Source organism: Acinetobacter sp. YH12152 (assembly GCF_013418285.1).
Taxonomy (GTDB): domain Bacteria; phylum Pseudomonadota; class Gammaproteobacteria; order Pseudomonadales; family Moraxellaceae; genus Acinetobacter; species Acinetobacter amyesii.
In genome coordinates, this window is sequence record NZ_VPCH01000071.1 from 1 (window position 1) to 11,465 (window position 11,465).

Annotated in this window: 11 protein-coding genes and 1 pseudogene; 2 read left to right on the forward strand and 10 right to left on the reverse strand. The window is 44.4% G+C overall.

Annotated elements, in window-relative coordinates:
• Both FTU83_RS15850 and FTU83_RS15855 read left to right on the forward strand, forming a co-directional pair.
• A partial coding sequence (locus tag FTU83_RS15850) for a zinc ribbon domain-containing protein (protein ID WP_179994364.1) occupies positions 1 to 110 on the forward strand: 110 nt, incomplete at its 5' end.
• 35 nt (positions 111 to 145) lie between these two features.
• Positions 146 to 340, forward strand: a complete 195-nt coding sequence (locus tag FTU83_RS15855; RefSeq protein ID WP_180005485.1) for a hypothetical protein — start codon at positions 146 to 148, stop codon at positions 338 to 340.
• A gap of 18 nt (positions 341 to 358) precedes the next feature.
• On the opposite strand, the gene FTU83_RS15860 is transcribed toward FTU83_RS15855, so the two are convergent.
• The 10 genes and pseudogenes from FTU83_RS15860 to FTU83_RS15905 form a co-directional block, all read right to left on the reverse strand.
• Positions 359 to 760, reverse strand: coding sequence for a Na+/H+ antiporter subunit G (locus FTU83_RS15860; protein ID WP_180012110.1), 402 nt, complete (start codon positions 758 to 760; stop codon positions 359 to 361).
• Between the two features lie 12 nt (positions 761 to 772).
• On the reverse strand, positions 773 to 1,048 hold the full coding sequence (locus tag FTU83_RS15865; RefSeq protein ID WP_078189410.1) for a monovalent cation/H+ antiporter subunit F: 276 nt from the start codon (positions 1,046 to 1,048) through the stop codon (positions 773 to 775).
• Positions 1,045 to 1,566 (reverse strand): Na+/H+ antiporter subunit E, encoded by a 522-nt coding sequence (locus tag FTU83_RS15870; protein WP_180012108.1) that lies wholly within the window; start codon positions 1,564 to 1,566, stop codon positions 1,045 to 1,047. Before FTU83_RS15870 ends, FTU83_RS15865 begins: the two co-directional genes overlap by 4 nt.
• Before the next feature lies 1 nt (position 1,567).
• Entirely contained in the window at positions 1,568 to 3,376 is a 1,809-nt protein-coding gene (locus tag FTU83_RS15875; RefSeq protein WP_180107258.1) for a monovalent cation/H+ antiporter subunit D, read from the reverse strand.
• Positions 3,376 to 3,741 (reverse strand): Na+/H+ antiporter subunit C, encoded by a 366-nt coding sequence (locus FTU83_RS15880; RefSeq protein ID WP_078189407.1) that lies wholly within the window; start codon positions 3,739 to 3,741, stop codon positions 3,376 to 3,378. The genes FTU83_RS15875 and FTU83_RS15880 overlap by 1 nt, the downstream gene beginning before the upstream one ends.
• 1 nt (position 3,742) lies before the next feature.
• Positions 3,743 to 6,583 (reverse strand): monovalent cation/H+ antiporter subunit A, encoded by a 2,841-nt coding sequence (locus FTU83_RS15885; protein WP_180107260.1) that lies wholly within the window; start codon positions 6,581 to 6,583, stop codon positions 3,743 to 3,745.
• A gap of 342 nt (positions 6,584 to 6,925) precedes the next feature.
• Complete coding sequence (locus tag FTU83_RS15890; RefSeq protein ID WP_180092580.1) at positions 6,926 to 8,329, reverse strand: AAA family ATPase; 1,404 nt, start codon at positions 8,327 to 8,329, stop codon at positions 6,926 to 6,928.
• Positions 8,330 to 8,375: 46 nt separating this feature from the next.
• Positions 8,376 to 9,878, reverse strand: coding sequence for a UvrD-helicase domain-containing protein (locus tag FTU83_RS15895; protein WP_180092583.1), 1,503 nt, complete (start codon positions 9,876 to 9,878; stop codon positions 8,376 to 8,378).
• A gap of 9 nt (positions 9,879 to 9,887) precedes the next feature.
• Positions 9,888 to 10,670 carry a bifunctional phosphoribosyl-AMP cyclohydrolase/phosphoribosyl-ATP diphosphatase HisIE gene (gene hisIE / locus FTU83_RS15900; protein WP_180009539.1) on the reverse strand — a complete coding sequence of 261 codons (783 nt, stop codon included), beginning with the start codon at positions 10,668 to 10,670 and terminating at the stop codon, positions 9,888 to 9,890.
• A gap of 96 nt (positions 10,671 to 10,766) precedes the next feature.
• A pseudogene (locus FTU83_RS15905) lies at positions 10,767 to 11,345 on the reverse strand (FAD-dependent oxidoreductase); the annotation flags it as partial.
• Positions 11,346 to 11,465: the final 120 nt, after the last annotated feature.

Here is an 11,465-nt window from a genome sequence, read left to right on the forward strand (position 1 = left end):
AATGGGAGTGCATGAGCTGTGGTACAGCTCATGATCGAGATATAAACTCAGCTCTAAACATTCTTGCGCTTGGGCATAAGCGTCTAGCTGTAGGAATCACCCTCTTTTAAGGGGGTGAGGATGTCAAGAATTGGCGAATCTTGAGATGAGTCAATATCAGCCTAAATGGTCTGATCATTTTCAAAGTAGTTATGAAACAAATATGCTGATTGATTTAGCTGAAAAATATGGTTTAAAAACGACGCCATATAACCAAAAGCGTTTGCAATATATGGCTCAAAGTAGCGTATTTGAAAAAATGTGGATGCGAATCAAAGAATTTTTTAGCTCGAAGACATAAACAAAACTGGATCTGGAATTAATCCAGATCTTCCGGTTTTGAATGGATTTTAGAGTGAAAGGCACGGCGCCGAGTTCGTTGCCAAGGAAGAGGGCGATTGAGCGCTTCTGGTGCATCACCACTCATCGAGCGCAGTCGTAAATGTAATGCCGCTTGTGCCATGAGGTTTGCAGAAACCGGTGCGGTGATAAAGGCAAAGAGCGTGATTAGGATTTCTGCAAAACCAAAACGACCTTGAAATGCTGCATAAATAATTGCAGCAATTAGAAAACTTCCTAAGCCTAAGGTGCTCGATTTGGTCGGTGCGTGCAGACGCATAAATAAGTCGGGTAGGCGAACCATGCCAATACCGCCGACCAACATGAAAAAAGCGCCAATAACCAAAAAAATCGAGACCAAAATTTCCATGACTAATTGCATATTAATGGACTCCTAGTCGATCACGTGGCCAGTGGTGAAATAGCGTGCTAAAGCGGCTGTAGACACAAACCCCAGCATGGCAACCAATAAAGCCCCTTCAAACATCGATGTACTTGCCCAATAAATACCTAAAATGACAATTAAACAGGTGGCATTTAAAAATAAGGTATCTAAAGCAAGTAGTCGGTCTACGATTGAGGGTCCCATCACTAAGCGGATGAGGCACAGTAACATCGAGATCGTCACCGCAACTAAACAGATGCCAAGCGCATACGGTAAAATTGTCATGTGGATTCTCCTGTATCAGCGCCAAAAATGAGGATGAGAGGGCGTTCATAGCGCTCTTTAATGGTTTGAATTTCCGCTTCAGGGTCATCCGTGCTCAGCGCATGGACCAAAATATCACCACGGTCTTGGTCAATCCCAGCAGACACTGTACCGGGTGTGGTGGTGATGATCATCGCAAGTAAAGAATTGACTTCCTCATGCTGTGTATCGAGAGGAACACGGAACCATTTCGGGTGCAGTTTATGTGTTGGCCCAAGGACTAATTTTGCAACATGGATATTACTGACAATAATATCCCACAGCACCACAAAGAATAATTTACATGCTGCCAGCCAGTTGATATTCGGCGTTCGGTCAATAAAAGGGCGAACCAATCGTGGAATAACAATGGCTAAAACCAAGGCCATGCAGAGTGTGGCCGCATCTAGACTGTGCGCTAACATCACCCAGCTCAGACCAACCATGACTGATACCAATGGATGCGGAAACCAGCGATTTAATACAGATGTTTTCGCCATGTTAAGGTGCCTCCATCGGTTTTAGTTGGGTCTCTTCAGGTAGTTTTTCTTCTTGTTGCTGTCCCTGAATTTGGCGTTGCTTGTACTCAGAAATATGCTCGCCATGTAGAGTTTCAGGTGCGATCAATGCAGGAATGAGGTGTGCATTTGGATCGGCTGATTCACCACCATATTTGGTTTCAGGTAAATTTTCAGGATCATAAGGTTGAACACTGATGATTTGGCCTTCTTCATCCTTTTTCAGTAGCAACGATTCATATAATGGATTGTCTTGAATTTGCTGTGCAGTTTTGTAGGTATAGTCATAGATCGGCGTAGCAAAAACCATATATCCCACAAGCGCTGTTAACAGCAGATAAATGGTTTTGTCATTACGAAGCGGTGCCTTATTCGGTAAAGCCTGATAACGCTGATATTCTTCAGTATCAATATCATCTTCTGGGCGAGATGAACGCCAGAAAAGCACAAAACCAACTCGGGTGAATGCGATAATACTGAGTAAACTCACTAACAATACGATCAAAATAATCATGATTTGGTAAGGTGAGTTGGCCGTTGCTTGTAAGAGAAATACTTTACCCAAAAATCCACTAAATGGCGGTAGACCAGCCATCATCAACGCAATGATGAAATAGCAAACAGCAACGGTATTATGCTGTTTCATACGGGGCGCAATTTTAAAATGATCTTTAAATTCGCCACGTTGTGAGGTAATCCAACCCGAGAGAATATAAAAAGCTGCACCAATGATGGTACTGTGAATCAGGTAATAAAGCCCCGCAGCCCATGCATCAGTATTAAAGAGTGAAATCGCAACCAATATTGTCCCGATAGAAGACAAAATCATAAAACCGACAAAACGACGTAAGCGATCCGTTCCGATAGCACTATAGGCACCATAGAGCGAGGTTACTAAGCCAATCGGTAACAACCACTGTTGTAAGATTTCACGGCTAATCCCATCGTCAAACACAGTACCATTGACACGGAGAATGGCATAGATGCCGACCTTGGTCATTATAGTGAATAAGGCTGCGACAGGCGTGGTTGCCACAGCATAGGTCTTTGGTAACCAGAACCCTACAGGCAGCATTGCAGCTTTGATGCCAAAGACAGTGAACAGTAACAATGCACCAGCCACAGCAATACGATGTTGATCCGCTTCAAGCAAAGGCATAAGTCGTGCAACATCAGCCATATTTAAGCTACCTACACTGCCGTAAATCATCCCGAGTCCAATCAGGAAGAGGGCAGAGGCAAATAGGTTAATGGTGACGTAATGAATACCAAGCTGAAAACGTGCTTTGCCTTGACCATGTAAGAGCAAAACATATGATGCCATCAACAGGATTTCAAAGAACACAAACAGGTTAAATAAATCGCCTGTCAGGAACGCACCACACAAACCCATCAGTAAGAAATGGCACATGGCATGGAAATAACGACCACGTTCGTCCCATTCTTTGCTAGCAAACCACATCACTGGCACAGCAAGTCCATAGGTTAGCACCAACATGAAAGCAGAGAGTCGATCTAAGACTAAAACGATGCCGAATGGTGCGGCCCATTCACTCAAGTTATAAACCAAAACTTGACCAGAGCTGGCAATCATCAAATAACTGATGGATGTGATCAGTCCGAGGATACCAGAGACATAACTGATTCCGCGACGCCAAGGTTGTCGCCAGTCATGCGCCAACGAGCCAGAACCGGGGTTGCCCAGCAGGACTAAAATAAATGCAGTAATTGCAGGAATTAAAATACTGAAAATCGGGCTATGCGTAGTCCAAAATTGGATGAAGTCATGCATTATGGCTCATCCTCCCGCGGGTCAATTTGCGGTATTTCTTCTTTGGAGTCCACATGATCTGTTCCAGTTTCATAGCGGCTACGCAGAGCCAATTGTACGATAAAGGCAGTGGTCGCAAAGCCAATCACAATGGCTGTCAGGACCAAGGCTTGTGGTAAAGGATCGGTCGCTTTGGTGGTTTCAGTTAACACGGCAGGTGCGTTGACATGAATACGCCCCATGACAAATAAAAATAAGTTCACGGCATAGCCAATCATGGCTAAACCCAGTACGACAGGAAAGGTACGTGCCCGCAAAATCAGGTAGACCCCTGTTGCAGTCAGTAAGCCAATGGCTGAAGCGAGTAAAAATTCTAAACTAATCATCTTATTCGCCTCTTGGAACTGGACCAGACATACTCGAGTGACGCGAGTCGCCTAAGACGGAAATCATTAACATCGTCGCGCCCACAACGGTGATGTAGACACCTGTGTCGAAGAGGGCAGCGGAGGCAAGGTGCATTTCACCTAAAATGGGTGGCGATACATAGATATGAGCACTGGTCAGGAATGGACGCCCCCATAGCCAAGCCGCGATACCTGTCAGCCCCGCAATGGTTAAACCAATACCAATCCAAACTTCATATAAGCGACCTGATTTTGCACCAATCAGTTGTTCAGCACGGTCTTGGCCGAGCGCAATATATTGAATCACTAAGGCTAAAGAGGTAATTAAGCCTGCAATAAAGCCACCGCCTGGTAAATTATGACCCCGTAGGAAAATATATAAGCTGATGACGAGTGCTAAAGGCAAAATCCATGATGATGTAATACGGAACATCAGTGGTGACGGATTAAAACGATAGGTCAGACCTTGCGTAATGGTGGTACCATGAGCACGCATACCATCCATCATGCACAGCGTACCAATTGCGGCAATTCCCAGTACGGTAATTTCACCAAAGGTATCGAAGCCACGGAAGTCGACCAAGATCACGTTGACCACATTGGTACCACCACCAAGTGGGATGGATTGCTGCATAAAGAACCATGAGATGGAATTATGATCGCGGGTCATGATCAGCCATGAAATCCATGCGATCCCTAAACCTGCAATAATCGCAATTATTGCATCTCGCCAACGACGAGACACACTCGACTCATAAGGTGTGAGCTGTGGTAATAATGATAAGCTCATGAGTAAGAGCACGGTGGTCACCACGTCAACAGTAATCTGCGTGAGCGCCAAATCTGGAGCGGAGAAACAGATAAACACCATAGTCACAACCAGACCGACTGCACCACTGATGAGGACGGCTTTAATCCGTTCATGGTGGAACCAAAGCATCATCCAACATGCAGAGAATAATAATAGCCACAGAACGATTGCGATGATTGGTGCATGTATCAGTTCACGGCTGCCTGTGCCGATACCTTGCAGCCAAAATGGAACAATGACGATGGCTACACTAAAGATTAAAATCCACAATAAATAGCTTTGTAATTTGCCATTTTCAGTAAAGCGACGGAACTTTCTTGAGCTGAGTAAAAGATGCTTTAAAAATAAGTCGAACAGCACTTTACCTTGCAAACGGCCCAAAAGAGGATCCAAATCGATACGGCGTAATTTGCCGCCCTTTGCCAATGCGAAATAGAAAACTAAACCACCTAAAAGTGCAATCACACTCATCAAAAGGGGTGCATTTAAACCATGCCAAATCGCTAAATGTGTACCTTCAAACGCAGTATTTTGAATACTCGCACGCGCGGTACTATTGACAATATGCTCAACCAATAACGCAGGGAAGAGTCCAACTAAAATACATAAAGCAGCCAGTAAGGTTGCTGGTGCGCGCATGCCAAACGGTGGTTCATGCGCTTCTTTATTGGGAACATCTTTCCCTAGTGGACCATCAAAAAATACCCCATGAACCAAACGTACCGAATACGCGACAGCAAAGATACCGGCAAAGGTGGCAATGATGGCTGACACGATCATCACTGGCCCAGTCAGGTTGGCCAAAAGTTCAGTAAAGAACATCTCTTTAGAAAGGAAACCATTGGTTAATGGTACACCTGCCATAGAGGCCGCAGTGATCATGGTCAGCGTTGCTGTAAACGGAAGTAATTGCCATAAACCAGAGAGTTTTCGTAAATCACGTGTACCTGATTCGTGGTCAATAATCCCCGCGATCATAAATAGGGCTGCTTTGAAGGTTGCATGGTTAATGATATGGAAAATAGCAGCGGCAACTGCGAGGGGAGAACCGATCCCGAGTAAACAAACGATCAGACCTAAATGGCTGATGGTGGAATAGGCCAACAGCCCTTTTAAATCTTCTTTGAAAATGGCAAAGAAGGCCGCCATACATAAGGTAAACAAACCAATAAAGGTGACCAAGTTGTGATACAACGCCGCGCCTGCAAAGATTGGCAATAAGCGTGCAAGCAAGAAAATTCCGGCTTTCACCATCGTGGCAGAGTGTAGATAAGCCGAGACGGGGGTCGGTGCCGCCATGGCATTTGGCAACCAAAAATGGAAAGGGAACTGTGCACTTTTGGTAAAGGCCCCCATTAAAATCAATAAGAGTGTGGGCACAAAAAGCGAATGCTGCTGAATTTGGCTACTCATCGTCAGGATTTGGTCAATCTGATAGGTGCCTGTGATTTGCGCCAGCAGAACAAAACCACCCAACATACATAGACCACCCATGCCTGTAATGGTCAAAGCCATTCGAGAGCCACGCTGAGCTGCGTCGTAATTGCTCCAATAACCGACCAAAAGGAAAGATGAAATACTGGTGAGTTCCCAAAAAATAAGTAATAAAATTAAATTATTAGACAATGAAATGCCGAGCATGGCAGCCATGAATAGCATCAATAAAACATACAGTTTACTGAGCGAATTCTTTGGACTTAAATAATAGTAGGCATAGATATAAATTAAGGTGCCGATCCCGGTAATGAGCAGGGAAAACAATAAGCCCAATGCATCGAGACGAAAACTGAAATCAATGCCAACTTGAGTGAGCCACGGCCAAGTTTGAATGATGGTTTTGCCATTAAAGACATCTTGAGCCTGACTCAATAATAAAACTAAACTGCTGAGGCTGACGCCAATCGCCCCTAAAGCTGTTACCCCGCGAGAGAATTGCTTCAACCACGAGACAAGTGTTGTGCCTAGTATTAACGGTAACAATATAATAATCGGTAGCACACTCGTATCCATTGTCATGATTAGGCGGTGAAACCTAGGTGTATTTCATCTTTCAAGGATTACAGGACAGCAAAGAGCAGTCCAAAAATTCAATCTTGAAAGCCATGTGTGTCAAAAAAATTAAAAACAAGCTGTGTTGCGCAACTCGTGAAGCGATAGCAATTTCCGATGTTACTATGAAAATTGCAAATAAAACCGATCATATTACATGCGTAAAACAACATCAATCTTTTTTATGAACCACTTACACATTATACGCCTGACGCAACTGACTCGACATTTATCGCGGCCTTGTTGCTGAATATTTAAACATCGAGGCTATGGATTACGCCCAGCCAATCAGCCTCGGTATTTTTAACTCAGCGGTTGGATCGTAACGTCCTGATCACCCCGCTGTGATAAAGCCCTAACCAATTCGTGTTGCTGTTGCTCGGTCAGTTGCGTCTGGATTAATTGCAACATGTGCTGGATGGTGTCTGGGCTGTTCAGTGGCTCATTTAATTCAGTCTCTTCAGTTTTGGCTGGAAGCGATGGCTTTGATCCGAGTTGCAACTGCTGATAAATCTGATCATAGGTTTCTTGTAATTTTTCAGGCTGAATCTCACTGAGCTTTTTATTCTGTAGTTGTAAGCACTGAAAACGAGAAGCATGTTCCAATAGTTCAGGACGGTTTCCGCTGGCAATAATTTGGAGTCGTGGAAACGCTTGATTTAAACGGGTCAAAATCACTTGAGTCATGTTTTGATCGAGTTGGTGGTCTATGGCGTCGATCAATAAAATACCGTCACCTTCTTGGCACGGATATAAGCTATGAGGATTGAGTAGACAGAGGCGACGCACAATATCACCAATTAAGGCCACAAGGTTACGCACACTATTCGACAACTGTTGAAACAACATGTCTTTGCCTTGATAGCAGACCATTAACTGTAATTTGGGGTGATATTGCAGATAAATATTGGTCACATCGGGCAACACGGTCTCTAAGGCTTGTTTTAATGATCTGAGTGACGGCGCGTGTAGATCGGCCTGAGCTTGCGCCAGTTTTTGTCCAAAAAGTGGCGTGTCAGATGTGTTGGATGAGTCAGTTGGGTTTTTTGGATGTAATAAATTTTGAATTAATTCGGCACTTTGTGCATTTTCTATGTCGGATATTTCTCGAAACCACTCAAAAAAACGAATAAACGTGGTAAAGGGAATGGCCGAGATTTCATAGGCATGTGAAGGCTGAAAAATAGCAGGATTGTTTTTATTGAGAATATTTACGTCGTTGACGAAGCGTTCAGCAGGGTAATAGGCAATGAGTGGCAACCCTTGTAACGGATCAGCTTTGAGGGCTTTTTGATATAGTGCAACCATGGATTCTAATTGCTGTGTTTCGGCCTTACTGAGGCCGACGCCTTGACTGTTTAAGGTTTTATACAGTTGCCATGAACAACATTGTGGGTCTTGGTCTTGCTGATCACTTGAGAGCTGAAATGCGCCAATGTCTTCGGGAAAACTGACCTGAATATCAAGTTTCGATTGTAAGCGATTTAACATGATGTCTTGATCGAGCATCACCACACCTGCGGTACGCAAATCTTTATAGCGTGCAGCAAACCAAGTGAGGGCCTGGTAACTAAAGCGCAGTAGGGAGGTTTTTCCAGAACTTTGATCACCCAAAATTAAGGTAATCGGCAGATCGTGGTAATTAAAATTGAGGGTGATATCAGTAAAATGAAGGGTGTGCTTGAGTTGAATCGATTGTATTTTCATGGTGCACCTTTTACTGATTTATTGTTTATTCACCTTTTTCATCATACTAGCTGACCGCTTGCGCCAAAGATTTGGGCATTTGACGTTTTAAGTGCTGCATCAAGTCATAAATATGATGGATATTTAAACTTACTTTAGCACGTGTGCAGGCCACGTAAAGTAACCGTAACTCTTCGTCACTAATTTTATAATCTTTATCGTTGAGCTTAAATTGGTAGTCATCTTCAATATGTACCCGATCCCATTCTAAACCTTTGGCTTTATGGGCGGTCGAGATGATGTAGTCGGCTTGATCAATCGGGGTGATTTTCGCCAGCGCCTTTTTCAGTGGGTCAGTACCGTGGTCATCGACCAACTTCACTAGCGGTTTAATATCGCTGCCGTCATTGGTCTCGCAATATTCATGTACATCATGCCATGAGTTAAACCATGCAAGCTCTGGGACATCGACCACGCGTTTACCTTGCTTGAGAATGGCTGCAGCATCGACAAAACGATTGAGTCGTGCATGATCTGCTTGCAGGCTGACTTTTTCACCTTTGACCAAACCTGCCAATAACAGTTCCATCGCACGTGCATTGGTACGACATAAAATGGCATCGCGCATCTTGGTATGCGGTTTATTGACCACTTTAGAGTTGAGCTGCGGATTACCCAATAACGGCACGGTTTCATTCAATGCGCCCAGCAGAGCATTGGCGTTCAAGGCAATTTCTTCACCAAAACGGAACGACGTGGTTAAACGTGATTCGGGTAAAGGGAGTTGCTGCATGGCATTGACTGCGCCACGCCATGCATAAATTTGTTGATGCGCATCGCCCACATAGATGACTTGGGTATTCCGCTGTTTCAGTAAAATCCCTAGCATTAGTGGGTCAGCATCTTGAGCTTCATCGAACAGCACATAATCCGCAGGAATATTCGGTTCAGACAAAGCCCAAAGTTTTAAATAAATATCGTGTCCAATCCCTGCTGCATGGTTCGGATCAATCGATTCTAACCAACGACGTTCAATCGCAGGATATAAGTGCTTTTGTAAGCTTTCGATATCGTCAGGATGCAACCAACTCGGTGCTTGTAGATGTCGTGGGGCAGGGTACTGTGAACTGGTCGAACAGAAATAACTAACAGCATTTGCCACCAGACTCGCCAAACGCGAAGGCATGAGTACATATTTTTCATAACGACCGCCCATCATACGACGTAGGGTGATCGGTTCTAGTCGATATTCTTTGGCAATAAAACTGGGACTTAAACGTGGTAGACGCAGTTTATCAGTCACTCCACGTGGAACACTACGATAAGCCAATGAGTGGAAGGTTCGACAGTCGACATTTTGATGAAAACGATTCTGTGCTTCGGTGGCAATGGCTTTGTTAAAGGCCAAGTACATGCCACGCCGCTGAGGCATGGCATCACTGATCATTTGGAGTGTGGTGGTTTTACCTGTGCCAGCATAGGCGATCACTTTAAATGATTTGCCTAGACGTGCGTTATCTATGGCAGTAGCCTGCTCATAGGTCGCGGTCGGTTTTTTAAGCTCTGGCACGGTTGCGTCTTAGTGCTGACGGTTGGCTTTTTCAACCAAACCGGAAAGGCCTTGACGACGAGCGAGTTCGTTAAGTACCAATTGTGGATCAATATCGAAATAACCTAGCATTACAATGGTATGGAACCAAAGGTCTGCCACTTCGTAAATCAGATCGTTTTTGTTGTCTTCATTGGCTTCGATTTTAAAATCTTTAGCGGCAATGATGGTTTCAACACTTTCTTCACCGATTTTTTCTAAAATTTTATTCAGACCTTTATGGTAAAGCTTTGCCACATAAGAGGATTCAGGGTCGGCTTGTTTGCGTTCAGCCATCATTTTACCTAAGTAGTCGAGTACTTCGACTTGCTCAGATTGTACATTGGACGCATTCATCGCAAGGGTATGTGGATTTGCTGATTTTGCACCATAAATTGCAGCCGGATCTTTCAATTGCGCATCGACAACTTCCCAGCCATTGGCAGTAAGTTTGCGATAGAAACACGACTCACGACCGGTATGGCAGGCAATGCCGCCATGTTGTTCAATTTGTAGCACAATCACGTCAGCATCACAGTCCAAACGGATTTCATGCACGGTTTGGAAATGGCCAGATTCTTCACCTTTATGCCATAACTTATTGCGTGAACGTGAAAAGTACACCGCTTGATTTTTTTCTGCAGTTTGCGCCAACGCTTCACGGTTCATCCATGCCACCATCAATACGCGTCCGCTTTGATGATGCTGTGCAATAGCAGGCACTAAGCCTTGTTCGTTAAATTTTACTTCATCGAGCCATTGCAGGTTGTTCATGAGGATTTCACCAATTCAAAAATCAAAAAATAAATGCCGCAGCATTTGAGCAGCATCATAGTGTAAGCCATCAAGAGAATGATGGGGAGTTAATTCTTAATCAAATTTTAAATTGCGCAGTTCAGCCGCAGAATCATCTGCAGACTTGCGGGCTATGTCGGCATAATTCATTTGCCCACATGCACCTGTTTTTAAGCCAGAAATCGTGATGGCCATTTCTTTGCGGAAAAACGGCAGCTGATACATGGCACGAAATGAAATATCACGCAGCGGCGCTGTCCAGCGATGATGTGATTGATAAAACGGTGTCAGCAGGCGGCTAAAAAATTGGTAAAACCGCACGGACGGCAACCGCAGTTGATGATACTGCTGCCAGAGGTTTTGCAGTGAGAAATCCTGTTGATATTGAAGCAGGGCTTGACTGGTGGCCCATGCGTCGAGCAGCGCCATATTGGCGCCTTGTCCAAGCTGCGGACTCATGGCATGAGCCGCATCTCCTAAGATACCGATACGACCTTCACCAAGTTTGCTCAGCACCACATCACGATAGTTGGCAGACAGCCATTGCTGCGGATCATCTGGATGTGGAATCACATGCGCTAACCATTCTGCAACACTCAGCCAGCGTTTCGAAACTTCAAGCAACCATTGCTGCTGTGCGCTTTTGGTTTTTAACTAAATGTGCGGAATTCTCCATCTATAATCTGTGATTTAGATGGAGATGGATAGCACGCCTTTTCAGTCGGGTCTTTCTTGGTTTTGGATGTATTCTCGAATTACATCAATTGTCGCTCC

Bases quoted from the DNA above. Each gene is read 5' to 3' on its own strand.
- FTU83_RS15885 (WP_180107260.1), bottom strand. From the start codon at position 6,583: ATGGATACGAGTGTGCTACCGATTATTATATTGTTACCGTTAATACTA.
- FTU83_RS15880 (WP_078189407.1), bottom strand. From the start codon at position 3,741: ATGATTAGTTTAGAATTTTTACTCGCTTCAGCCATTGGCTTACTGACT.
- FTU83_RS15860 (WP_180012110.1), bottom strand. From the start codon at position 760: ATGCAATTAGTCATGGAAATTTTGGTCTCGATTTTTTTGGTTATTGGC.
- FTU83_RS15865 (WP_078189410.1), bottom strand. From the start codon at position 1,048: ATGACAATTTTACCGTATGCGCTTGGCATCTGTTTAGTTGCGGTGACG.
- FTU83_RS15855 (WP_180005485.1), top strand. From the start codon at position 146: ATGAGTCAATATCAGCCTAAATGGTCTGATCATTTTCAAAGTAGTTAT.
- hisIE (WP_180009539.1), bottom strand. From the start codon at position 10,670: ATGAACAACCTGCAATGGCTCGATGAAGTAAAATTTAACGAACAAGGC.
- FTU83_RS15870 (WP_180012108.1), bottom strand. From the start codon at position 1,566: ATGGCGAAAACATCTGTATTAAATCGCTGGTTTCCGCATCCATTGGTA.
- FTU83_RS15890 (WP_180092580.1), bottom strand. From the start codon at position 8,329: ATGAAAATACAATCGATTCAACTCAAGCACACCCTTCATTTTACTGAT.
- FTU83_RS15875 (WP_180107258.1), bottom strand. From the start codon at position 3,376: ATGCATGACTTCATCCAATTTTGGACTACGCATAGCCCGATTTTCAGT.